This is a genomic window from Streptomyces sp. NPDC033180, from assembly GCF_055577645.1.
The window spans coordinates 152,541-176,613 of sequence record NZ_JBVIPU010000015.1 but is presented as its reverse complement, the minus strand read 5'-3'; the positions used below and the strand labels follow the sequence as shown (position 1 = coordinate 176,613).

The window sequence follows — 24,073 nt, the reverse complement described above, 5'->3', positions numbered from 1 at the left end:
CCGAGTCCGCCGCACGGCCTGCACCGCCCACCCAGCCCGCGCAGCCGGCGCAGCCCGCGCAGCCCGCGCAGCCCGCCCGGTCTCGGCCACGCGCGATCCTGTGGGCCACGGCGGGCGTGGTGGCCCTCGGGTTCCTCATCGCGCTGGAGATCGCCGCGCGCCGCTACGGCGGCGTACCGGGACCGATCACCAATCAGGCGCGCGAGGTGCTGTTCCCGCCCAAACCGGGGCCGCTGTACGGCGGTCTGGCACTGATGATGGTGGTGCTCACCTGGCGGCAGCGGTTCATCTCGGCCGGTGCCGCGATCGGGATCGATGCCGTCTTCGTGCTGGTGCGGTGGGCGGTCGGCGCGGAGGTACCCGAGGGGCAGCTCTTCGGCAACGGCGCGTTGTGGGTGATGCTCGGCTGGGCGGCCATCGCCTTCACGCGCCGCACCGGCGAGGAACGTGTCCTGCTCCTGAAGGGCGTGGGCCTGGGTCTGCTCCTGGTGGCGGGGCGCAAGACCGGTGACACCTGGCTGCTCATCACGGCGAAGACCCGCCCGACCGTGTTCGACCCGTACGTGGCGGTCGCCGATCACGCACTGGGCAACCCGTCATGGCTGGCGGGCCGGATACTCGACGCCAGCGGCCCGCTCGTCCCCCACGTCATCGACCTGGTCTACGCCCAGCTCGCGGTGGCCGCGGTCGTCGCCGCCCTGTACCAGCTGCGGAACGTGGCGACCGAGCGCCGCTTCCCGCGCCACCACCTGGTACGCACCTTCCTGGTGATCGGCCTGCTCGGCCCGGCCGTCTACATGATCTTCCCCGTGGTCGGGCCGATCTTCGCCTACGGCCCCGGCACCTCCGGAACCGGCGGCCTGCAGTGGGCGGTGGCCGACCTGTGGCCGCACACCCCGCCGCCGATCAGCGTCCCTCACCCGGTGCCGTACGACGGGATCACTCCTCGCAACTGCATGCCGAGCCTGCACACGGCGTGGGCCACCGCGATCTTCATCCACTCCCGCAAGGGCCCGCGCCTGCTGCGCTGTGCGGGGACCTTCTGGCTGATCGCCACGCTCAGCGCGACGCTCGGCTTCGGCTACCACTACGGCGTGGATCTCGTGGCCGGCGTGGTGTTCTCGCTCACGGTCGAGGGGGGCCTGCGCGCGTACGACCGCGGCTGGGACCGGTCGGGAATCTCGCTGGTCGCTTACGGCACCGTGGTCTTCGGCGCGCTCCTGGTGACCTACCGCTACCTGCCGATGGAGATGGCCGCGCATCCGTGGGTGTTCGGACCGCTGGTCATGCTGTCGATGGTCTCGGTGATCTACGCCTACATACGGACCAACAGGGCTGGGAAACCGGCGGCCGCGCCGGCGCTCCGGCCGCCGAAACCCCAGCCCGAAATGGTGTGAGTCAGTCCAGCGGCCGGTCCAGCGGCCGGTCCTGCCGCAGGTCGGCGAAGAGCCGGGCCGACTTCTCGGCGTCCCACTTCAGTACGTTGCCCTTGGGGGTGGGGACGCCGAAGCCGGACACGGGTACGTTGATCCGCTTGCCCTGCCCGCCCGAGACGCTCTGCATGGCGCGGAACATGTCGCTGAGATCGCGCAGACTCATGTCCTTGTCGACGATGAGCGTCTCGAGCCCGGCCTGCATGGCCGGGCCCATCTCCGTCGGGTCGAAGAGGGTGCCGGGCCTTGCGGCCTGGTGGGCGAGGGTCGACAGGAACTTCTGCTGGTTCTTCGACCGGCCCAGGTCGCCCTCCTTCTCCTGGTGCCGCTGGCGGACGAAGGCGAGCGCCTGCTTGCCGTCCAGGGTGTGACAGCCCTTGCGCAGGTCGGCGCCCGACTTCTTGTCCCTGATGTCCCGGTCGAGGCACATCCGTACGCCGCCGATGGCATCGACGATGTTCACGAAGCCGGCGAAGCCGATCTCCGCGTAGTGGTCGATGCGAAGGCCGGTGTTCCGCTCGACGGTGTGCACGAGGAGTTCGGGGCCGCCGTAAGCGAAGGCGGCGTTCAGTTTGTCCCCCTCGGGCCGCTTCGTCTTGCCCGTCGTTGTGTCGAGGCGGCCGGGCACGGTGACCCAGGAGTCGCGCGGCAGGCTGACCATGCTGGTTCCGTGGGCCCCGGTGTGCAGGAGCATCATCGAGTCGGTGCGCCGCCCGCCGCCCCCGCCTGCCCGCAGATCCTGCACCGCGTCCGGCGACAGCCCGTCGCGGCTGTCCGAGCCGACGATGAGGTAGTTGGTGCCCTTGCCGGGCGACGGTCGGTCACCGTACGCGTCGAGGTCGACCTTCCGCTGGAGCCGGGTCTCGGCCCAGCCGTACGTGCCGCCCGCCGCGACGACGACGCCGGTCAGCAGAACGAGGACCGCCCTCCGCAGCCTCCTGCGCTTCTTCTTCGACTGACGGGCGTGGGCACGTCGAGGCCCGTAACGGGAGCTCGGACGGTCGGTGAACCGTTCGACCTGCTCTCGCGCGGCTGAGCCTTCCGGGGTCACGTCTGTCATGGTCAACTCCCTTGCAGGCTGCGCCGCGTCTCTTCGGGCGGCGCGTCGAGCAGATACGGGTCGGCGGTGCCGGTGCGCTTCATGCTGTGCCACTTCAGGCGGGTGCCGAGCAGCGCCGTCATCACGGAGTGGATGACCACCAGGTACATCAACTGCCGGTAGACGAACTGCTGGAGCGGCAGCACCCACAGCACGCGCAGCCGTTCGCGATCGAGCCGCAGCGCGTACGCGGCGGTCACCAACTGGACGGCGAGGAAGCCGCACCAGACGAGAGCGGCCTCCACGGGATCGCGGAAGAGCGCTCCGAAGAGGGCGAACATGTCCACGACCGGCGCGCACAGCGGAAGGGCGATCTGGAACAGCGTGACGTAGAGCATGACCCGGCGGCCGAAGCGTCCCGCGGGGCCGACCTCCACCGCCGCGTGACGGTGCTTCCACATCGACTGGAGAGTGCCGTAGCACCAGCGGTAGCGCTGACGCCACAACTGCCGGACGCTGCTCGGCACTTCGGTCCAGGCGACCGCCGACTGCTCGTAGACGACGCGCCAGCCCGCCCGCCAGAGCGCCATCGTGAGGTCGGTGTCCTCGGCCAGGGTCTCGTCGCTGACCCCGCCGACGCCCATCAGCGCGTCCCTGCGGAAGGCGCCGATCGCTCCCGGCACCGTCGGCATGCACTCCAGGACCTCGAACATCCGCCGGTCGAGGTTGAAGCCGAGTACGTACTCCAGGTGCTGCCACTTGCCGAGCAGGCGACGCCGGTTGCCGACCTTGGTGTTGCCGCTGACCGCGCCGACCGCCGGGTGGGCGAGCGGCTGGACGAGGCGGGCGAGCGCCTCCGGTTCGAAGATGGTGTCCGCGTCGACCATCACGACGATGTCGTACCGGGCGTGCGCGAGGCCGGTGTTGAGGGCGCTCGGCTTGCCGCCGTTGGGCTGCCGGATCACCGTCACCCGGGGGTCGTCGATGTCCTCGGCGATGTCGGCGGTGGCGTCGGTCGAGCCGTCGTCGATCACGATGACCTGGAAGTGCGGGTGGGTCGAGGCGAGCAGCGAGTACACGGTGGAGGCGATACCGGCCTCCTCGTTGTACGCGGGCACCAGGACCGTCACCGGGTCCCGCACCTCGCGCAGTCGTGGTGCGCCGGGGCGGTACCGGTGCAGCCTGCGCACATGGAGCCGGGCGAACAGCGCGAACAGGAGCATCCGCAGGACGCCGAGCACGCCCGCGAGGGTCAGCGTCCACACCATCACGGTGAGGAAGGCCTTGCCGAGCCGCTGCGACCAGATCAGGCCCTCGCCCTCGATCTCCCGGGCGACCGGCACCGCTTGAGTGAAGGAGGGGCGGCCGAGGCCGCCGCTGACGGTGGTGAACGATGTCACCCTGGGGTCGCGCAGCAGTTCCTGGGCCTCGCGGTAGCCGAGGTCGGTCTGGCTGTGCTGCGTCACCACTCCGCGCCACGGCTCGCGGTCCTTGTAGTCCGACGCGACCACGAGGTAGCCCTGCTCGGCCGCGCGCTTGGCGGCCGGCCACTGCGGGCCGCAGAGCGTGTCCGCGGCCGTGGTGTGCGGCAGCCGCAGCAGGGTGGTGCGGACACCGGCGGCGCCCGCGAAGGCGGTCTGGGTGAGGGACAGTTCGAGCCGTGCGCGCAGCGGGGACGCGACACCGAGGTCGCCGCCGCTGTAGGTGTACGAACCGATCTCGTGGCCCTCGCGGACGATCCGCCGCATCAGCTCGGGATGCCGGGCCGCGTCCTTCCCGTAGACGAAGAAGGTGGCCCGCGCGTGGTGTCTGCGCAGCAGGTCGAGCAGGCGCGGCGTCCACACCGGGTCGGGCCCGCCGTCGAAGGTGAGCGCGGCGGTCCGCGGCGGCATGCCCGCGGTGGTGACCCCCTTCGGGCCGAACCGCAGCAGCGGCTTGCCGTCGTCCGCATCGCGCGGGATCGGCCGTGTGCACGGCGGCTTGGTCCGCGCGGCGTCGACCTGGTGGGTCGTCCAGCCCTCGAAAAGGAGGGCGACGGCGACCACCAGGAGTACGAGCAGGAGCACGAGCCAGTGTCCGCGCGGTGGTCGGCGGACAGCGGCGTCGCGCCGGCTCACTGCCTCGGGCCTCCGGCCGGCGGGACGGATCTGCCGGCCGGCGGGCGGCGGTGGTCGTCCCGGTCCGCGCGGGCCCCGGCCGGGGCGGGTGCGCCGCCGGCTTCCGGCGATTCGCCCGTGTCCGGGCGGGAGGGGGCGGCCGGGGCGTTCGTACTCGGCGGCTGTGCGCCAACGGGCTGCCAGAGTCCGCTGACCAGCGTGCCGACGAACAGCAGATACCCGACGCAGGCGAGGCCCACGGCCAGCCCGAGTCCTTGCAGCGTCCGCCTGCGCCAGCCCGACTGGTCGATGAATACCGGGAGTTGGGGTTCGGGGGCCGGGGGACGCCGTGCGGTCGGGGGGCGCCGTGCGGTCGGGGTCACGTGTGGCGCCGCCACCTCGTGCGACACGACTGCGCTGTGCCGCGCTTGGCGCCCGGTCGCGCCCGGCGGGCACGAGGGGGCGGACGGCAATCGCCCGTCGTGCGGTGTGCTGGCTATGTGGGGGGTGCCCTGCACTGGTGCTCCTGATCTGCGGCCGCGCACGCGCGACTCTTTATATGTGGGGGGGTACGGACCCGGGGGCCCGCTGCACGCAGCCCCCGACCCTACTCGGGCGGGCGGCGTCGGGCATCCCCGAACTGGCTTCAACGCTCACGGACTTCGCGGACGCGAACCTCGACGTGGCGGAACGACGGCCGCGGCCTGTGTGATGGCGGCGGTCGCCGTCGTGGTGGCCGGGGTCGGCCTCGTCGTACTGGGCGGACGAGCGCAGGCGCAACGCGTCCCCGCCGCAGATGCCCGGCCCGTAAGGACCGTAGGAAACGCAGAAGGCCCAGAGGGCGGTGCACGGATGTGGCGGCGTGCGGAAGCGGGCGGTCCGCTACTCCGCCCACATGCCGCGTACGTGACCGAGGTGGCGGGTCATCACGGCGCGTACGGCGTCCTCGTCGCGGGCGAGCAGCGCGTCGAGGATCTCCAGGTGCTCCTCGGCCGACGCCTCCAGGCGGCCCGCGTCGACGAGCGCCTGCAGCCCGTACAGGCGGGAGCGCTTGCGCAGGTCTCCGACCACCTCGACCAGGTGGTCGTTGCCGGAGAACGCGAGCAGGCCGAGGTGGAAGCGGATGTCGGCCTCCACGTACGCGATGAGGTCGCCGGCCCCCGCCGCTGTGACGATCTCCAGCGCGACCGGCCGCAGTGCTTCAAGAGCGGCGGGGTCCGCCGAGGTGGCGAGCTCCGCCGTGGTGGGGACCTCGATGAGGGCGCGGATGTGCTTGTACTCGTCGAGCTGCTTCTCGGAGACCGCGGTGACCCGGAAGCCCTTGTTCGGCACCGTGTCGACGAGCCCCTCCTTGGCGAGGTCGAGCATCGCCTCGCGGACCGGGGTGGCGGAGACGCCGAAGCGCGCGGCGAGAGTGGGCGCCGAGTAGACCTCGCCCGCGCGCAGTTCACCCGCGATGAGCGCGGCACGCAGCGCGTCCGCGACCCGCTCGCGGTAGCTGCTGCGCGTCCCGCCCAGGCTCGGCAGGGCGGGAGGGGCGGCGGACGGGGCGGGGTTGTGCCGGGCGGCCATGGGGGCGGTTCCTCCTTGGTGCAATGTCACGTGCCACGAGTATCCCAGGCCGCTCGGGCCCGCTACAGCACGAACCCCGCCGGGAAGGGGTCGTCCGGGTCGAGGAGGTACTGCGCGGTGCCGGTCACCCAGGCTCGGCCGGTGAAGCTGGGCAGGACGGCGGGGGTGCCCGCCACCTCGGTGGTGCCGAGGAGCCGCCCGCTGAACCGCGTACCGATGAAGGACTCGTTGACGAACTCCGTGTCCAGCGGCAGCTCCCCGCGCGCGTGCAGCTGGGCCATGCGCGCGCTCGTCCCGGTGCCGCAGGGCGAGCGGTCGAACCAGCCGGGGTGGATGGCCATCGCGTGCCGGGAGTACCGGGCGGTGGCGCCGGGCGCGTAGAGGTGGACGTGGTGGCAGCCGCGGATGGACGGATCCTCGGGGTGCACCGGCTCGTCCTCGGCGTTGATGGCCTCCATCAGCGAGAGACCCGCCGCGAGGATCTCGTCCTTGCGCCCGCGCTCGAAGGGCAGGCCGAACTGCTCCAGGGGAAGGATCGCGTAGAAGTTGCCGCCGTAGGCCAGGTCGTACGTCACCGAACGGCCGTCGGGCAGGGCGGTCTTGCGGTCGAGGGCGACGGCGAAGGACGGCACGTTCTTCAGTGTGACGGCCTTCGCCGTGCCGTCCTCGACGGCGACTTCGGCGACGACCGGGCCCGCCGGGGTGTCCAGGCGGATCGTGGTGACCGGTTCGACGACCTCGACCATGCCGGTCTCGACGAGGACGGTGGCGACGCCGATGGTGCCGTGCCCGCACATCGGCAGATAGCCCGAGGCCTCGATGTAGATCACGCCGTAGTCGCAGTCTGGCCGGGTGGGCGGCTGGAGGATCGCGCCGCTCATCGCCGCGTGCCCGCGCGGTTCGTTCATCAGGAGCTGCTTGATGTCGTCGCGGTGCTCACGGAAGTGGAGCCTGCGCTCGTTCATCGTCGCACCGGGGACGGTGCCGATGCCGCCGGTGATCACCCGCGTCGGCATGCCTTCGGTGTGCGAGTCGACCGCGTGCAGGACGAGTTTGCTGCGCATGTGCGGTGCCTTTCGCTTTCGTACGAGGAGGCGTATGGGGAGGCGTACGGGGAGGGGGGCAGTTAGCTGAGCCCGGCGGCGATGGCGCGCTCGGTGGCGGTGCGTACCGCCTTCTCCTGCTCGGGCAGCAGCGGCACCCGTGGGGGACGACACGGTCCGCCGTGGCGCCCGGCGATGTCCATGGACAGCTTGATGGCCTGCACGAACTCGGGCCTGGAGTCCCAGCGGAGGAGCGGATGCAGCTGCCGGTAGAGCTTGGTCGCCGTGCCCAGGTCGCCGGCCGCGGCGGCGCGGTAGAGCTCGACGGACGCGGCGGGCAGCATGTTCGGGTACCCGGCGATCCAGCCCTTGGCGCCCGCGACGGCGAGTTCGAGCAGGACGTCGTCGGCGCCGACCAGCAGATCGAGGTCCGGGGCGAGTTCGGCGATGCGGTAGGCACGGCGCACGTCGCCGGAGAACTCCTTGACGCCGTGCACGTATCCCTCGGCGTGCAGCGTCGCGAGGAGCTCAGGCACCAGGTCGACCTTGGTGTCGACGGGGTTGTTGTACGCGACGACGGGGAGGCCCGCCTTCGCGACCTCGGCGTAGTGGGCGAGGACGGAGCGTTCGTCGGCGCGGTAGGCGTTCGGCGGGAGCAGCATCACGGACGCGCAGCCCGCGTCCTTGGCCTGCTCGGCCCAGCGGCGGGCCTCGGCGGAGCCGTAGGCGGCGACACCGGGCATCACGCGCCGCCCGCCGACGGCCGCGACGGCGGTCTCCACGACCTTGGCGCGCTCCTCGGGGGTGAGCACTTGGTACTCGCCGAGGGATCCGTTGGGCACGACGCCGTCGCAGCCGTTCTCGACGAGCCAGGCGCAGTGCTCCGCGAAGTGGCCGTAGTTGACGGAGAGGTCGTCGTTCAGCGGGAGAGCGGTGGCGACGAGGACGCCGTGCCAGGGGCGGCGGGGATGGTCGGCGGGCGCGGTCATGGGCGTGGTCCCTTCGATGGGGTACGGAGGCGGTGCGGGTGCGGACCTGTGGCTGGGTGGGAGCGGGCGCCTGTGGCTGGGTGGAGGGAGCCTGTGGCTAGGTGGAGGGGGCCTGTTCGTCCTCGCCGTCGGACCGTGCGAGCGCGCCGAGCGGGACCGGCCTGGCGAACGGCCGCCGTGCGGATCGCTCCTCGCAGCCCGCGAGTCCGGCGACTGCCGCCGAGCACATCCGGCCCTGACACCAGCCCATGCCGGCCCGCGTCAGGAGTTTCACGGCCCGCGCGTCCGTGGCCCCGAGTTCCTCGACTGCCTCGCGGACCGCCGATGCGGGGACCTCCTCGCAGCGGCAGACGAGGGTGTCGTCGCGGAGCCGCTCGGCCCAGTGGGCGGGCGGCACGTACACGGCGTCGATCGCCGCGGCGAACTCCCGCATCCTCGTACGGGACTTGGCGGCGGCTGCCCATGCGCGAGGGTCGGGCGTGCTCCCCCGGAGCCGGGCTGCGGCCGAGCGCCCGGCGATGTGTCCCTCGGCGAGGGAGAGGGCGGCGCCGCCGATGCCGGTGGTCTCACCGGCGGCCCAGACGCCGGGGACGTCGGTGCGCTGCTCGGTGTCGACGGCGACGTTCACGCCGTCGACGTGGCATCCGAGCCCTTCGGCAAGGTCGGTGTGCGGCAGCATGCCGTGACCGACGGCGAGGGCGTCGCAGGGGATGCGCCGCTCGGTGCCGGGCCTGAGGTGCCCCGCCGGGTCGAGAGCGGCGATGGTCACGGCTTCGAGGGAGCCCTTGCCGTGCGCCTCGACGACAGTGTGCCGTGACGCCAACGGGACTCGGTGGCTCAGCAGTTGGATGCCGTACCGGGCAGCTTCGGCAAGCTTGTCCGGATGGGCGGCGAGGGTGGTCGCGTGCGGCACGAAGGCCTTGGGGCCGGCGGACTCGACCAGAGCGGCCACCTCGGCCCCGGCCGCCGCGAGCCCGGCGGCGACGGGCATGAGCAGCGGCCCGGTTCCGGCCACGACGGCGGTGCGCCCCGGAAGGACAAGACCTCCCTTGAGCATGGCCTGCGCACCACCGGCGGTGATCACGCCGGGCAGGGTCCAGCCGGGGAACGGCAAGACCCGCTCGTACCCGCCGGTCGCGAGAATCACGGCGTCGGAGCGTACGGCTACGGACTCCTGCTGCTCGGGCCCGAGAAGGGCGTGCACGGCGAAGCCGCCGTCCGGCTCGACGCGCTCCACGAACCAGACGTGATGTTCCGTCAGGTGCGTGACGCGGCCCGCCGCGATCTGTTGCGCGAGTCCGTCCCGCAGCCGCTCCCAGGTACGCCACTGGTGGTGCAGGGCCTGCGGGCGGCGTGCGCCGAGCGCGGCTGCGGGCCGGCGGTAGAACTGCCCGCCTGCCTGCGGGGCGGAGTCGATCACCGTGACCCGCACGTCCCGCCGCGCGGCGGCCAGCGCGGCGGCGAGGCCTGCGGGGCCGGCGCCGATCACAGCCAGCGTGCGGGGCGGCTCCGCCTCCGGCGTCACCGCCCGGCCCCCGGCATCCTGCCCTCGCCGAACGGACCTCTGCCACCCACCCGCCCGTAACCCCGCATCCCACCCTGGACGAACAAGCTTTCCCACCTACCCGCCCGATTGCCCCGCAGCGACGGTTCGCGGCGCTCCGGGGCCGAAGAGGCCACGCGCTCACCGGACGACAGCGAGGACGGACATACCGGCGCGGCCCCGCACCCAACGCGGACCAGTCCCGCAGCACCACCGCCGTCACACAACGTCCTCACCTCCACTCCTGATCACATCTCCGGGCTCCGCCGGTACCAGGCAAGCCCGTTGATTCGCCCGCCCGTTGACCTCCACCAGGCAGTCGAAGCAGACACCGATCCCGCAGAAGACCCCCCTCGGCTCACCCTCTCCCCGCGTCGTGCGCCAAGCGGTGATGCCCGCCGACCAGAGCGCGGCGGCCACCGTCTGGCCCGGCAGGGCAGAAATCTCGCGCCCGTCGAACGTGACGGTGTGCGGTGGGCCCGGACGGGCGCTTACCAGGGTCAGGGGGGTACGTCCACTCATGGCGCCTCCTCGGCCAAGGGGCTGTCGGTGAAACGGTCAGGGCGGAAGGGGGCCAGGTCCAGGTCCGGGGTCGTCCCGGTCAGCGCCTGGGCGATCAAGTGCCCCGTCCCCGTGGCGAGTCCGATCCCCGCGCCCTCGTGGCCGCAGGCGTGGACGAGCCCCGGCAGCCGGGCGTCAGGGCCGATGGCGGGGAGGTGGTCCGGCGTGTAGGGGCGGAAGCCGACGTACGCACGCATCGCGTGGACGCCGTCCAGGAACGGGAAGAGCCGGGTCGCCCCCGCCGCCAGAGCCCGCATGACCGGCAAGGAGAAGGAGCGGTCGAAGCCGACCCGCTCGCGGCTCGCGCCGATCAGGACCGGCCCAGCCGCCGTGCCCTCGACCACCGGTGACGTCTGGAGCGCGGCGGAGCCGCTGGCCACGTCCGCCACATAGTCGGCGGCGTACACCTTGTGCCGGACCATGCGGGGCAGCGGCTCCGTGACCAGGACGAACCCCCGCCGCGGCAGCACGGGCAGGCCGACTCCGGCGAGGGCGGCGATCTCACCGCCCCAGGTACCCGCCGCGTTCACGACGTACGGGGCGTGGATCTCGCCCCGGTCGGTGCGGACCCCGCGTACCGCACCGCCCGCCGTCCGCAGCACGGCGGTCACTGTCCGGCCCGTGCGCAGCTCGGCACCCGAACGCCGCGCCATGCGCACCAGTTGGGCCGCGGCCAGGGACGGCATCACTTGAGCGTCCTGCGGGTAGTACACGCCGCCCGCCGTGCCGGGAGCGAGGTGCGGTTCGAGGTCGTACAGCTCGTCGGCCGTGACGGCCCGCGCGTCGACCCCTGCCTCGCGCTGCTCGTCGGCGAACTTCCCCAGCGCCGCGAGCCCTTCACCGGATGACGCTACGACCACGCCGCCCTTGGCCTCGAACTCGATGCTCTCGCGCACGCCCGGCTCGCTGGCGAGTTCCGTCCACAACCGGCCGGAAAGAAGGGCCAGTTCGAGCTCCGGTCCCGGCTCCTTGTCGGAGACGAGGAGGTTGCCTTCGCCGGATCCGGTCGTGCCGCCGGCCACCGGGCCGCGGTCCACCACGACGACCGACAGTCCGGCCCGCGCCGCGTACAGGGCACATGCGGCGCCCACCATCCCGGCGCCGACTACCACAACATCGCAGGTCAGCCGCTTTGTCACGTCAGTACTATGTCACATGTTCCCTTACGGGCCAAGGGTCCCTACGCTGGCGGAACCGCCCCCGGAAGAAGAGGTGAACCCCATGGCCGACTCCAACGCGTTCAAGGCGCCCAGGGCATCCAAGGCGTCCAAGGCGTCAACCGTGCGCAAGAACGGGCTTTATCCCGAGGTCTCCGATGAGCTCTCCGCCCTGATGAGGACGGGCTGGGCCGACACCGAGCAGCGCGACCTGCGCCCGGCCGAACAGACCCCGCACGCCGCGCGCCGCCGCGCCGCCCTGTCCGCGTTGTTCCCCGGCGAGCGCCTGGTGATCCCTTCGGGGAAGCTCAAGATCCGCTCGAACGACAGCCATTACCCCTTCCGCCCGTACTCCGCGTACGTCCACATGACCGGCGACCAGGCGCGGGACTGCGCCCTCGTACTCGAACCGCGCGCCGGGGGCGGCGGCCACGACGCGCACCTCTATCAACTGCCCCGCGACAGCCGGGACAGCGACGAGTTCTGGACCGGCATGACCGCCGAACTGTGGATGGGCCGCAGGCGCAGCCTCGCCGAGTCCGAACTCCTCCTCGGCCTGCCCTGCCGCGACGTCCGCGACGCCCCGACCGAGCTCGCCGCGTCGCCCGACGTGCCGACCCGCATCGTGCGCGGCCACGACCCGGCGCTCGAAGCGGCCGTGACGAGCGACGAGGAGCGCGACGCCGAGCTCGAGGAGGCGCTATCGGGCCTGCGGCTGGTCAAGGACGACTGGGAGATCGGCGAGCTGCGCAGGGCGGTCGACTCCACGGTGCGCGGATTCACCGATGTCGTACGGGAGTTGGCGACGGCCGTCGCCACCTCGGAGCGCTGGATCGAGGGCACCTTCTTCCGCCGCGCCCGCCTGGAGGGCAACCACATCGGCTACGGCTCGATCTGCGCGGCGGGCGAGCACGCCACGATCATGCACTGGCAGGAGAACGACGGCCCGGTACGCCCCGGCGAACTCCTGCTCCTGGACGCGGGCGTGGAGACCCACACTCTCTACACCGCCGACGTCACCCGCACTCTCCCCGTCGACGGCACCTTCACCCCGCTCCAACGCAAGGTCTACGACGCGGTGTTCGAGGCCCAGGAGGCGGGCATCGCCGCCGTGAAGCCGGGCGCCGCGTACCGCGACTTCCACGACGCGGCACAGCGGCACCTCGCGCACAGACTCGTCGAGTGGGGCCTCCTCGACGGCGACCCGGAGCGGGTCTTCGAGCTGGCCCTGCAGCGCCGCTTCACCATGGCGGGCACGGGCCACATGCTGGGCCTCGACGTGCACGACTGCGCCCAGGCCCGCACGGAGGAGTACGTCGGCGGCGTACTGGAGGAGGGCATGGTGCTCACCGTCGAGCCCGGCCTGTACTTCCAGCCGGACGACCTCACCGTGCCCGAGGAGTACCGGGGCATCGGGGTCCGCATCGAGGACGACATCCTCGTCACGGCCGACGGCAACGAGAACCTGTCGGCGGGCCTTCCGCGCGGTTCCGCGGCGGTCGAGGCCTGGATGGGCGGCCTGGTGGAAGGCCGCTGAGGGCGGATACACCCGGGTTCACCTGCGGCGCACGGGCCCAGCGACCCCTCTATACACCCCGTATATACACGCTATGTATAGTGCTCGCATGCCCGCTTCGAACAGCAAGATGAAGAGATCCGCCGCAGGGTTCCATCGAGCCGCGTCCATGACGGCCATGACCTCCGCGGTCATGGCCGTCGCCCTGACGGGATGCACCAAGGTGGACACGACTGCGCCCAGCTCCGTCCGCAAGGACGCGGCGTCCGTGAGCGTCAAGAGCCAGGCGAAGCTCGGTACGGTCGACTGCCGCAAGGCGAAGTGCGTGGCCCTGACGTTCGACGCGGGGCCGAGCGAGAACTCACCGCGGCTGCTCGACATCCTCAAGGAGGAGAAGGTGCCCGCCACCTTCTTCCTGCTCGGCAAGAACCACATAGCCGACCACCCCGAGCTGGTGAAACGCATGGCCGCCGAGGGGCACGAGGTCGCGAGCCACACCTGGTCGCACAAGATCCTCACCGACATCACGCCGGACGATGCGCGCGAGGAACTGCGCAGGCCCAATGAGGCGATAGAGAAGCTGATCGGCCACAAGCCGACGCTGATGCGCCCGCCGCAGGGCCGCACCAACCCCGACGTCAACGAGATCTCGCGCGAGGAAGGCCTCGCGGAAGTCCTGTGGAGCGTCACCGCCAAGGACTACACGACCAACGACTCCGCCCTGATCCAAAAGCGCGTCATCGATCAGACCAAGCGGGACGGCATCATCCTGCTGCACGACATCTACAAGGGGACGGTACCCGCGGTGCCCGGCATCATCGACGAGCTGAAGAAGCGCGGCTACGTCTTCGTGACGGTTCCGCAGCTGCTCGCGCCGGGCAGGGCCGAGCCCGGGAAGGTCTACCGCCCGTAGCCCGTACCCCCGCCGACGGGCCCCTCCCCCACAGCCCTGGCAGGATCGCCGTGTGGCTCTCTTCCGTATCGACCGGGAATCATCCCTGCCCGCCGGCGAGGTCTGGCGCCGGCTCACCGCGTGGGAGCGGCATGCCGATGTGGTGCCGCTGACGCGGGTCACCGTCCGGACGCCTCCGCCCAGCGGGGAGGGGACGGTGTTCGTCGCCCGCAGCGGGCTCGGTCCGGTCGGGTTCGACGACGTGATGGAGGTCGTGACGTGGCGCCCCGACATGGCAGGCGGGGGCCTGTGCCGCCTCGAGAAGCGGGGATCGTTCGTGACGGGGTGGGCGGAGATCGAGGTGTCGCCCCGGGCGGGAGCGGCCGGTTCGACGGTCGCCTGGCGGGAGGATCTGCGCGTGCGGTGGCTGCCGCGGGTCTTCGACGGGGTGCTCGTGGCCGCCGCTCGGTGGATGTTCGGGCGGGCGGTGGACGGCTTGCTCTCCGCGCCCCCGCCCCGCCCTTACGCGTGACCGGCGGCGCGCGTCCGGACTCGCGGGCGCAGACCTTCGAGGTCGCGGGCCCCCACCGACGCACGACTCACGTCAGGCGCACCGGAATCGAAGCGAAGCCGTCCGCGATGAACGACCCGACCGGGGCGGCGCTCGCCGCGTCCGCGTCCAGGCGCAGTTCCGGGAACCGCTCGAACAGCGCGGGCAGTGCCACTCCCGCCTCCAGGCGGGCCAGCGGCGCCCCCATGCAGTAGTGCACCCCGTGGCCGAAGGCGAGATGCTCCTTGTCGATGCGGCCGACGTCGAACTGCCCGGCGGTGGCTCCGTGCCGCAGCGGATCGCGGCCCGCGGCCCCGTAGGCGGCGAGGATCGCGTCGCCTCGCGCGATGACGGTCCCGTCCGGCAGCTCTATGTCCGAAACGGCGTAGCGCAGGGGCAGGTTGGCGATCGACGGGGCATAGCGCAGCGTCTCCTCGATGACATCGCTCCACGGCACCTCACCCGCCCGCACCCGTGCCAACTGCTCGGGGTGGCTCAGCAGGGCGTGCACCGCGTTGCCGATGAGGTTGACCGTCGTCTCGTGCCCCGCGCCGATGACCAGGAGCAGCGTGTCGATCAGCTCGGTCTCGGTGAGCGCCGAGCCCTCCTCGTCACGGGTCGCGATCAGGACGCTCGTCATGTCGTCGCCGGGCTCGGCCCGTTTGTGGGCCACGAGACCGGCGAGCAGCAGGTGCACTTCCTGCCACGTGGCCGCGGCCTGTTCGGGTGTCGCGGTGGTGTCCATGATCGACTCGACCAGGCGGGCGGTGTCCGCCTGGTGCTCCTCGGGAAGACCGAACAGTTCGCAGATGACCTGCATCGGCAGCGGATGGGCGTAGGCCGCCCGCAGGTCCACCACTCCGTCCGCGGTCTTCGCCATGGCGTCGAGCAGCCCGGCCGTCAGCTCCTCGACACGCGGACGCAGCGCGTCGGTGCGCCGCTTGGTGAAGGCGGGTGACACCAGCTTCCGCAGCCGCCGGTGATTCGAGCCGTACGCGGTGAACATATTCGTCACGCCCACCCAGGAGTTGACCCAGGTCTCGCGGAACTCCCCGTCGATCCAGGCGGGCCAGTGCTGGTTCGGGTCCTTCGACACCCGCTCGTCGGCCAGGAGTTGTTTCAGTACGTCGTACCGCGTGGGGGCCCAGGCCCTTATGCCGTCGGGGAGTTCGACCAGGGCGGCGCAACCGTGCTGTCGCAGCCGGTCCGCCTCCCCGTGAAGATCACGGCCTGCGGGATCGACGGCTATGGGTTGCTGCTGCGCGGGTGACGGCGACATGGGGGGCTCCTGTCATGGTGGGGGGGGAGGGGACGTCGTAGATCAAGATCATCCTAGGCGTCCCGCGTCCCCTCCTCACGGCTCAGCCCCGCGAGACCCGCGACCGTCCGTGCAACGTACGCGCCACCCGCGGCCCCAGCCATCGCTTCATCCTGCGCAGCGGCTCCAACTGCTCGGCAGCGCGGTCGATTCGGTAGTACAGCTGCGGCGGAACGTGCGGAAGCAGCGGGGAGTGGCGCTGGCCGAGGAGCGCGAACATCTGGGCCGGGTCGAGGCCGATGTAGCGCGGCAGGTTCTCGTACCACTGGGCGCTGTAGCGGGCCGCGCTCTGGACGGAGAGGAGGGCGGACTGCCGCTCCCGCTCGTAGCGCGCGAGGGCGGGAGTGAGCTCCGGGCTCCCCCGCAACGCGTCGGCCAGGGCGATCGCGTCCTCCAGGGCGAGCGTCGTGCCCGCGCCGATCGAGTAGTGCGTGGTGTGCGCGGCGTCGCCGAGCAGGACCACGTTGCCGCGGTGCCACGTCCGGTTGGTCAGCGTCCGGAAGTTGAGCCACTGCGCGCTGCCGTCGGCCTGCGCGCGGCCGATCAGGCGGTGCCCCTCCAGCGGCCCCGCGAAGAGCCGCTCCAGGCGGGCAAGGCCCTCGGCCTCGCCCGCCGCGTGCAGGCCGAGGCCCGTCCAGGTCTCCGGGGAGCACTCGATGACGCAGGTGCTCCGCTCGTCGCCGAAGCGGTAGCCGTAGCACCAGATCCAGCCGTGCGCGGTCTCCACGAAGGCGAAGGTGAAGGAGTCGAAGACCTTGGTGGTGCCGAGCCAGATGTACTTGTTCCGGCCGAGCGCGACCTCAGCGCCGTGGTGGTCCGTGTGGCGCTCGCGCAGCGCGCTCCTGACGCCGTCGCCCGCGACGATCAGATCGGCGTGGGGCAGCTGGGCCGCGTCGGTGATCTCGCTCTCGAACTCGACGCGTACGCCGAGCGATCGGGCCCGGCTCGTGAGGATGTCCAGGAGCCGGTGGCGACCGATGCCGTGGCCCTCGTCGCCGTGGTGGACGGCTCTGCGGTCACCGACGTGCGCGACACCGTCGCTCCAGCGGACCGAGTGCTCGCTGATGGCACGCGCGGACTCGGGGTCACCGGCGCGGAGCTTGTCGAGCAGACCGCCCCAGTAGGTGACCCCCCAGCCGTATGTGGATCCGGCGGGGTTGCGCTCGTGGACGGTGATGTCGTGGGACGGGTCCTGCCGCTTGAGCAGGACCGAGAGATACAGGGCGGCGGGCCCGCCACCGACGCAGGCGACTTTCACAAACGCTCCCGTTACGTCACATAATGGGCATTATGTGACGCAACGTAGCAGGCGCATGTCATGAACCCGTGGATCTATCCGACCCGAGGCGTCAGGCCACCGATCCGATGCGCCCGGCCGGACGCCGCCCGCCTTCGTGGTGGATCGGCGTGTGCGCGCCCGTCAGCGAGACCCCGCTGCCGCCCCGCCGGTTCGCGACGATCTCCGCGGCGATCGAGAGGGCCGTCTCCTCCGGGGTACGCGCCCCCAGGTCGAGGCCGATGGGCGAGCGGAGCCGGGTCAACTCCAGCTCGCTCACGCCGACTTCGCGCAGCCGCTTGTTGCGGTCCTCATGTGTGCGGCGCGATCCCATCGCGCCCACGTAGGCGACCGGAAGACGCAGGGCGAGTTCGAGCAGCGGCACATCGAACTTGGCGTCGTGCGTCAGGACGCACAGGACGGTGCGGCCGTCGACCTCCGTCCGCTCCAGGTACTTGTGCGGCCACTCGACGACGATCTCGTCCGCGTCCGGAAAGCGGGCCGCCGTGGCGAAGACGGGCCGCGCGTCGCAGACGCTCACGCGGTAGCCGAGGAACTTGCCGATCCTGACGAGCGCCGACGCGAAGTCGATCGCGCCGAACACGATCATGCGGGGCGGCGGGACGCTCGACTCGACGAGGAGCGTGAGCGGCTGCCCGCAGCGCGAGCCGTCCTCACCGATCTCCACCGTGCCGGTGCGCCCCGCGTCCAGCATCGCGCGGGCCTCGCCCGCCGCGGTGCGGTCCAGTTCGGGATGTCCGCCGAGGCCGCCCTCATGAGGGGCGTCGGCGTCGGAGCGTACGAGAAGAGCCCGGCCCACGAGGTCCGCGGGTCCGGAAGTGATGCGGGCGACGGCCGAGGCCTCGCCCGACGCGGCAGCCGCGAGGGCGGACGCGATGACCGGCCGCACGGAGGAGTCCGCGCGGACCGGGGTGACGAGGATGTCGATGATGCCGCCGCAGGTCAGGCCCACGGCGAAGGCGTCCTCGTCGCTGTATCCGAAGCGTTCAAGAACGCTCGTCCCGTCTTCCAGTGCCTGCTGGCACAGGTCGTAGACGGCGCCTTCCACACACCCGCCGGAGACGGAGCCGATCGCCGTGCCGTCGGAGTCGACGGCCAGGGCCGCACCGGGCTGCCGGGGCGCGCTGCCGCCGACCGCCACCACGGTGGCGACGGCGAAGTCGCGTCCCTGCTCGACCCACCGGTTCAGCTCCTCGGCGATGTCCAGCATGTCCGTCTCCTAACGGGTGTGTGATTCCAGGATGGGCTACTTGACGCCCATCCAGTTCTCGATCGGATGGAGCGCGAAGAAGGCGAGGAACACGAGCGCGAGCGCCCACATCAGCCAGCCGATCTCGCGGGCCCTGCCCTGGACGGCCTTGATCAGGACGTGGGCGATGACACCGGCCGCGATACCCACCGTGATGGAGTACGTGAACGGCATCAGGACCGTGGTCAGGAACACCGGAATGGCGGTGGCCTGGTCGGTCCAGTCGATGTGCCGGGCGTTGCTCAGCATCATCGCGCCGATCACGACGAGGGCGGCGGACGCGACCTGGGTCGGGATGAGCTGGGCGAGCGGGGTGAAGAAGAGGCAGAGCGTGAACGCGAGACCGGTGACGACGCTCGCGAAGCCGGTGCGCGCGCCGTCGCCGACGCCCGCGGTGGACTCGACGAAGACGGTCTGGCCGGACGCACCGGCGAAACCACCGACGACGCCACCGGCGCCGTCGATCGCCAGGGCCTTGTTCAGACCCGGCATCTTGCCGTCCTTGTCGGCGAGGTTGGCCTGCTGGCCGATGCCGATGATGGTGCCCATGGCGTCGAAGAAGCCGGCGAGGACCAGGGTGAAGACGATGACACCCACGGTGATGGCGCCGATGTCGCCGATGCCGCTGAAGGACACCTCGCCGAAGAGGCCGAAGTCGGGCGACGAGGCGACGGAGCCGTCGAGCTCCGGGGCGTTCAGACCCCACTCCTTGGGGCTCATGCCCGCGAGCTGGTGGACGATCGCCGCGAAGACGGTGCCGCCGACGATGCCGATGAGGATCGCGCCGGGGACCTTGCGGACCTGCAGCAGGAAGATCAGCAGGACGGTGACGGCGAAGCAGAGGACGGGCCAGCCCATGAGCTTGTCGTCGACGCCCAGCTGGATCGGCTTCGCGTACATGTCGCCGTGTTCGGACGGCATGGAGGTGACGAAGCCCGCCTGGACCAGACCGATCAGCGTGACGAACATGCCGATGCCCATGGTGATGGCGTGCTTCAGCGCCAGGGGGATCGCGTCCATGATCAGGGTCCGCAGGCCGGTGAGGACCAGCAGGATGATGATGGCGCCGTAGATGATGCACATCGCCATCGCGTTGCCCCAGGTCATCTCCGGGGCGACCTGGAAGGCCATGACGGCGGAGACACTGAGTCCCGCCGCGAGGGCGAGCGGCACATTGCCGAGGATGCCCATGACGATGGTGGTGGCGGCCGCCGCGAAGACGGTGGCGGTGGTCAGCTGATCACCGTCGAGCCGGTGTCCCGTGGCGTCGGGGACCGAGAGGATCACGGGGTTCAGAAGGATGATGTAGGCCATCGCCATGAAGGTGGTGACGCCGCCACGCACCTCCCGACCGACCGTCGACCCTCTCTGGGTTATGTGGAAATACCGGTCGAGCCAGGACCTGCCGGCGGGGACGCGTGAGCCGTTGCCCGCGTCCTCTGCCGTGGTCTTCGGCTCCGTTGACTGCTGGGTCATGGTGCCTAACTCCCAAGGTTCATAGGGGCACCCGCAACAGGCTGTTCGCTAAGGGTTGGGCCTGTGGAGACTGCGAGATTTGGGATGGTGCGTTTGGCTGCACGACCCGGGGGACGGCCCGAGACGAACTGGGGCTCCGAAGAGCGTGGGTGGTGCGTGGGTGCTGCTCAGGTACTGCGATGACCGCGAGCGGTGCGGTACTGGGGTTCTCCGGGCGGCACGGGCGACGGGAAGTGTGACGTTCCGTGGGAGGCACGCGCCGCCCGGAGAGCTTTTGGAGGAGGGGGTTTTGGGGGACGAAGCCCCCCATTCTTGTTCTTTTTCTGCTCCCCCTCCCGGGAGGGATCAGGTGCCGGTGAGGTGTTCGGGACGTACCGGCGTCCTGTTCAGCTCCAGACCCGTCGCGTTCCGGATCGCCGCGAGGACGGCCGGGGTCGACGAGAGAGTCGGGGCCTCGCCCATGCCGCGAAGGCCGTAGGGCGCGTTCGGGTCGGCCAGTTCGAGCACGTCGACGGGGATGGTCGGCGTGTCGAGGATGGTCGGGATGAGGTAGTCCGTGAAGGAGGGGTTGCGCACCTTCGCGGTCTTCGGGTCGACGATGATCTCCTCCATCACCGCGACGCCCAGGCCCTGGGTGGTACCACCCTGGATCTGGCCGACCACGGAGAGCGGGTTGAGCGCCTTGCCGACGTCCTGGGCGGTGGCCAGCTCGACGACCTTGACCAGGCCGAGCTCGGTGTCCACCTCGACGACCGCGCGGTGCGCGGCGAACGAGTACTGGACGTGGCCGTTGCCCTGACCGGTCTTCTTGTCGAAGGCCACGGTCGGACGGTGCCGCCACTCGGCCTCGACCTCCACGGTCTCGCCTTCGAGCAGCTCGGCCAGGTCGGCGAGGGCCTCGCCGCCGTCGGTGAGGACCTTGCCGCCTTCGAGCACGAGCTCGGCGGTGGCCCACGCGGGGTGGTAGGAGCCGAACTTGCGGCGGCCGATCTCCAGGACCTTCTCGCGGACGAGCTCGCAGGAGTTCTTGACCGCACCACCGGTGACGTACGTCTGACGGGACGCGGACGTCGAACCGGCGCTGCCCACCTGGGTGTCGGCGGGGTGGATGGTCACCTGCTGGACGCCGAGCTCGGTGCGGGCGATCTGCGCGTGGACGGTGATGCCGCCCTGGCCGACCTCCGCCATCGCGGTGTGCACGGTCGCGACCGGCTCGCCGTTGATGACCTCCATGCGCACCTTGGCGGTGGAGTAGTCGTCGAAGCCCTCGGAGAAGCCGACGTTCTTGATGCCGACCGCGTAGCCGACGCCGCGGACGACGCCTTCGCCGTGCGTGGTGTTGGAGAGACCGCCGGGCAGCGCGCGGACGTCGGCGCCCTCGCTGGACTCCCACTGGCGCTCGGGCGGCAGCGGGCGGGCCTTGACGCGGCGCAGGATCTCGGCGACCGGGGCCGGCGAGTCGACCGGCTGGCCCGTCGGCAGGAGCGTGCCCTGCGACATGGCGTTGAGCTGGCGGAACTCGACCCGGTCCATGCCCACCTTGTCGGCGAGCTTGTCCATCTGGGCCTCGTAGGCGAAGCAGGCCTGGACGGCGCCGAAGCCGCGCATCGCGCCGCAGGGCGGGTTGTTCGAGTAGAGGGCGATCGCCTCGATGTCGACGTCCTCGATCACGTACGGACCGACCGAGAGGGACGAGGCGTTGCCGACGACCGCCGGGGAGGCCGACGCGTAGGCGCCGCCGTCCAGGACGATCTTGCACTTCATGTGCGTGAGCTTGCCGTCCTTGGTGGCGCCGTGCTCGTAGTAAAGCTTCGCCGGGTGGCGGTGCACATGGCCGAAGAAGGACTCGAAGCGGTTGTAGACGATCTTGACCGGCTTGCCGGTGCGCAGCGCCAGGAGGCAGGCGTGGATCTGCATCGAGATGTCCTCGCGGCCACCGAACGCGCCGCCGACGCCGGAGAGCGTCATGCGCACCTTGTCCTCGGGCAGGCCGAGGACGGGGGCGATCTGTTCGAGGTCCGAGTGCAGCCACTGGGTGGCTACGTACAGTTCGACGCCACCGTCCTCGGACGGCACGGCGAGGCCGGACTCCGGGCCGAGGAAGGCCTGGTCCTGCATGCCGAAGGTGTACTCGCCCTTGACGATGAAGTCGGCCTTCTTGGCGGCCTCTTCGGCGTTGCCCCGGATGATCGGCTGGTTGTGCACGATGTTCGGGTGCGGGACGTGCTTGATGTACTCGTCGCTGCGGCCCTCGTGCACGAGGACGGCGTCCGGAGCGGTCGCCGACGCCTCGTCGGTGATGAGGGGCAGTTCCTTGTACTCGACCACGATCTTCGCGGCGGCACGGCGGGCCGTCTCCGGGTGGTCGGCGGCCACAAGGGCGACCGGTTCACCGTGGTGACGGACCTTGCCGTGGGCGAGGACCGGAGTGTCCTGGAGCTCGAGGCCGTAGTTCTTCATCTCGGCCGGCAGGTCGTCGTACGTCAGGACGGCGTAGACGCCGGGCGTCTTGAGCGCCTCGACGGTGTCGATGGAGACGATCTCGGCGTGCGCGACGGTGCTGCGGAGCGTCTGGCCCCAGAGCATGTCCTCGTGCCACATGTCCGAGGAGTAGGCGAACTCGCCGGTGACCTTCAGGGTGCCGTCCGGGCGGAGCGTGGACTCACCGATGCCGCCCTTGTTGTGCTTCTGGGTGACCTCGGTGGGCGCACCCGTGGTGGTCTTGGTTCCAGCCATGATCAGACCGTCTCTTCCTGACGGGCGGCCGCCAGGCGGACCGCGTCCAGGATCTTCTCGTAACCGGTGCAGCGGCAGAGGTTGCCGGAGAGCGCCTCACGGATGTCGGCGTCCGACGGGGAGGCGTTGCGCTCCAGGAGTTCGTCGGCCGCGACGAGGAGACCGGGGGTGCAGAAGCCGCACTGGACGGCGCCGGCGTCGATGAACGCCTGCTGGATCGAGGAGAGTTCGCCGCCCTCACCGGTCTGGCCGTCGGTGCCCTTGGCCTGCCACTGGCGGGCCTCCTGCAGCGAGGTGCCGCCGCAGACGGAGCCGCAGGCGCCGCCCGGGTGGGCGTCGTCGCGGTGTTTCGCGTAGTCCGCGAGGCCCTCGACAGTGACGACCTCACGGTCCTGGACCTGTCCGGCGGCGACCAGACACGAACAGACCGGCACGCCGTCGAGGCGGACGGTGCAGGACCCGCACTCGCCCTGCTCACAGGCGTTCTTCGAACCGGGGAGCCCCATGCGCTCACGCAGGACGTAGAGAAGGGACTCGCCCTCCCAGACGTCGTCGGCTTCCTGCTGACGGCCGTTGACCGTGAAGTTCACGCGCATTATGCGACTCCCTCAGTGCTGCGGCCGTTGCCGCGGTACGACTCCCAGGTCCAGCCGAGCGTGCGGCGGGCCATGATGCCGACGGCGTGCCGGCGGTAGTTCGCCGTGCCGCGGACGTCGTCGATCGGGTTGGCGGCACCGGAGGCGAGCTCCGCGAACTGCTTGGCGATCGAGGGGGTGATGATCTTCTTGCTGTCCCAGAAGCCGCCCTCTTCGAGAGCCGCGTTCAGGAATTCCTCGGCGGCCTTGGCCCGAATGGGGGTCGGGGCCGCGGAGCCGATGCCGGTCCGCACGGTCCGGGTCTCGGGGTGCAGGGCGATACCGAAGGCGCACACGGCGATGACCATCGCGTTGCGGGTGCCGACCTTCGAGTACTGCTGGGGGCCGTCCGCCTTCTTGATGTGGACGGACTTGATCAGCTCGTCCTGGGCGAGGGCGTTGCGCTTCACGCCGGTGTAGAAGTCGTCGATCGGGATGAGACGCGAGCCGCGTACGGACTCCACCTCGACCTCGCAGTCGGCGGCGAGCAGCGCCGGGTGGGCGTCACCGGCCGGGGACGCCGTGCCGAGGTTGCCGCCCACGCCGCCGCGGTTGCGGATCTGCGGGGACGCGACGGTGTGCGAGGCGAGCGCGAGGCCGGGGAGCTCGGTGCGCAGCTCCTCCATGATCGTGCTGTAGGGAACCGAGGCGCCCAGCTGGACCGTCTCCTCGCCCACCGACCACTCGCTCAGCTCGGCGACGCGGTTGAGGTCAAGCAGGTACTCGGGACGACGGTGGTCGAAGTTGATCTCGACCATCACATCGGTGCCACCCGCAATCGGCACAGCTGTCGGGTGCTCGGCCTTGGCGGCGAGCGCCTCCTCCCAGCTGGCGGGGCGAAGGAAGTCCATGAGGCTCTCTTCTTCGTATCGTGGGTCGTTCGCTTCGGGGGACTTCGTTCCAGCCACTCGGGCCGTTCGTCCCTCGACTGCTTGTTCATGTGCTGTTAACGCGGATTGGGGCAAGTACAC

At 71.0% G+C, this 24,073-nt stretch carries 20 protein-coding genes; 4 read left to right on the top strand and 16 right to left on the bottom strand.

The genetic code is table 11. The annotated features are described in order from the left end of the window. Positions 1-95 precede the first annotated feature (95 nt). Positions 96-1,397, top strand: coding sequence for a phosphatase PAP2 family protein (locus tag ACZ5WE_RS31770; RefSeq protein WP_467688552.1), 1,302 nt, complete (start codon positions 96-98; stop codon positions 1,395-1,397). Between the two features lies 1 nt (position 1,398). Here the strand turns inward: ACZ5WE_RS31770 and ACZ5WE_RS31765 are convergent, their stop codons facing one another. The 9 genes from ACZ5WE_RS31765 to ACZ5WE_RS31725 all read right to left on the bottom strand — a co-directional run bounded on the left by ACZ5WE_RS31765 (position 1,399) and on the right by ACZ5WE_RS31725 (position 11,415). After that, positions 1,399-2,493: an LCP family protein gene (locus ACZ5WE_RS31765; RefSeq protein WP_467687955.1), complete on the bottom strand. Its 1,095-nt coding sequence runs from the start codon at positions 2,491-2,493 to the stop codon at positions 1,399-1,401. 2 nt (positions 2,494-2,495) lie between these two features. Then, complete coding sequence (locus ACZ5WE_RS31760) at positions 2,496-4,589, bottom strand: bifunctional polysaccharide deacetylase/glycosyltransferase family 2 protein (protein WP_467687957.1); 2,094 nt, start codon at positions 4,587-4,589, stop codon at positions 2,496-2,498. Then, positions 4,586-4,951: a hypothetical protein gene (locus ACZ5WE_RS31755; RefSeq protein ID WP_467687959.1), complete on the bottom strand. Its 366-nt coding sequence runs from the start codon at positions 4,949-4,951 to the stop codon at positions 4,586-4,588. The genes ACZ5WE_RS31760 and ACZ5WE_RS31755 overlap by 4 nt, the downstream gene beginning before the upstream one ends. A 499-nt stretch (positions 4,952-5,450) precedes the next feature. After that, a complete protein-coding gene (locus tag ACZ5WE_RS31750) occupies positions 5,451-6,140 on the bottom strand; it encodes a GntR family transcriptional regulator (protein ID WP_467687961.1) in 690 nt (229 codons plus the stop codon). 62 nt (positions 6,141-6,202) lie between these two features. Further along, positions 6,203-7,204 carry a proline racemase family protein gene (locus ACZ5WE_RS31745; protein WP_467687963.1) on the bottom strand — a complete coding sequence of 334 codons (1,002 nt, stop codon included), beginning with the start codon at positions 7,202-7,204 and terminating at the stop codon, positions 6,203-6,205. A 62-nt stretch (positions 7,205-7,266) separates the two neighbouring features. Beyond that, a complete protein-coding gene (locus ACZ5WE_RS31740; protein ID WP_467687964.1) occupies positions 7,267-8,172 on the bottom strand; it encodes a dihydrodipicolinate synthase family protein in 906 nt (301 codons plus the stop codon). A 97-nt stretch (positions 8,173-8,269) separates the two neighbouring features. Next, positions 8,270-9,697, bottom strand: coding sequence for an FAD-dependent oxidoreductase (locus ACZ5WE_RS31735; RefSeq protein ID WP_467687966.1), 1,428 nt, complete (start codon positions 9,695-9,697; stop codon positions 8,270-8,272). A gap of 237 nt (positions 9,698-9,934) precedes the next feature. Next, positions 9,935-10,237: a (2Fe-2S)-binding protein gene (locus ACZ5WE_RS31730; RefSeq protein WP_467687968.1), complete on the bottom strand. Its 303-nt coding sequence runs from the start codon at positions 10,235-10,237 to the stop codon at positions 9,935-9,937. Then, positions 10,234-11,415 carry an NAD(P)/FAD-dependent oxidoreductase gene (locus ACZ5WE_RS31725; protein ID WP_467687970.1) on the bottom strand — a complete coding sequence of 394 codons (1,182 nt, stop codon included), beginning with the start codon at positions 11,413-11,415 and terminating at the stop codon, positions 10,234-10,236. Before ACZ5WE_RS31725 ends, ACZ5WE_RS31730 begins: the two co-directional genes overlap by 4 nt. An 82-nt stretch (positions 11,416-11,497) precedes the next feature. Here ACZ5WE_RS31725 and ACZ5WE_RS31720 point away from each other — a divergent pair, with 82 nt between their 5' ends. The 3 genes from ACZ5WE_RS31720 to ACZ5WE_RS31710 all read left to right on the top strand — a co-directional run bounded on the left by ACZ5WE_RS31720 (position 11,498) and on the right by ACZ5WE_RS31710 (position 14,373). Further along, positions 11,498-12,970, top strand: coding sequence for an aminopeptidase P family protein (locus ACZ5WE_RS31720; RefSeq protein ID WP_467687971.1), 1,473 nt, complete (start codon positions 11,498-11,500; stop codon positions 12,968-12,970). Positions 12,971-13,118: 148 nt separating this feature from the next. Next, the gene (locus tag ACZ5WE_RS31715; protein ID WP_467688553.1) at positions 13,119-13,862 is read left to right on the top strand and encodes a polysaccharide deacetylase family protein; all 744 of its coding nucleotides are present in this window, start codon (positions 13,119-13,121) and stop codon (positions 13,860-13,862) included. 52 nt (positions 13,863-13,914) lie between these two features. After that, the gene (locus ACZ5WE_RS31710; RefSeq protein WP_467687973.1) at positions 13,915-14,373 is read left to right on the top strand and encodes an SRPBCC family protein; all 459 of its coding nucleotides are present in this window, start codon (positions 13,915-13,917) and stop codon (positions 14,371-14,373) included. A 67-nt stretch (positions 14,374-14,440) separates the two neighbouring features. Here the strand turns inward: ACZ5WE_RS31710 and ACZ5WE_RS31705 are convergent, their stop codons facing one another. The 7 genes from ACZ5WE_RS31705 to ACZ5WE_RS31675 form a co-directional block, all read right to left on the bottom strand. Beyond that, positions 14,441-15,670 (bottom strand): cytochrome P450 family protein, encoded by a 1,230-nt coding sequence (locus ACZ5WE_RS31705; protein WP_467687975.1) that lies wholly within the window; start codon positions 15,668-15,670, stop codon positions 14,441-14,443. 82 nt (positions 15,671-15,752) lie between these two features. Beyond that, positions 15,753-16,967, bottom strand: coding sequence for an FAD-dependent monooxygenase (locus ACZ5WE_RS31700; protein ID WP_467687977.1), 1,215 nt, complete (start codon positions 16,965-16,967; stop codon positions 15,753-15,755). A 91-nt stretch (positions 16,968-17,058) separates the two neighbouring features. Next, positions 17,059-18,216, bottom strand: coding sequence for an XdhC family protein (locus ACZ5WE_RS31695; RefSeq protein WP_467687979.1), 1,158 nt, complete (start codon positions 18,214-18,216; stop codon positions 17,059-17,061). 36 nt (positions 18,217-18,252) lie between these two features. Then, positions 18,253-19,731 (bottom strand): NCS2 family permease, encoded by a 1,479-nt coding sequence (locus tag ACZ5WE_RS31690; RefSeq protein ID WP_467687981.1) that lies wholly within the window; start codon positions 19,729-19,731, stop codon positions 18,253-18,255. Positions 19,732-20,076: 345 nt separating this feature from the next. After that, complete coding sequence (locus ACZ5WE_RS31685; protein WP_467687982.1) at positions 20,077-22,467, bottom strand: xanthine dehydrogenase family protein molybdopterin-binding subunit; 2,391 nt, start codon at positions 22,465-22,467, stop codon at positions 20,077-20,079. Between the two features lie 2 nt (positions 22,468-22,469). Beyond that, the gene (locus ACZ5WE_RS31680) at positions 22,470-23,063 is read right to left on the bottom strand and encodes a (2Fe-2S)-binding protein (RefSeq protein ID WP_367045984.1); all 594 of its coding nucleotides are present in this window, start codon (positions 23,061-23,063) and stop codon (positions 22,470-22,472) included. Continuing rightward, on the bottom strand, positions 23,063-23,953 hold the full coding sequence (locus ACZ5WE_RS31675; RefSeq protein ID WP_467687985.1) for an FAD binding domain-containing protein: 891 nt from the start codon (positions 23,951-23,953) through the stop codon (positions 23,063-23,065). Before ACZ5WE_RS31675 ends, ACZ5WE_RS31680 begins: the two co-directional genes overlap by 1 nt. Positions 23,954-24,073 lie beyond the last annotated feature (120 nt).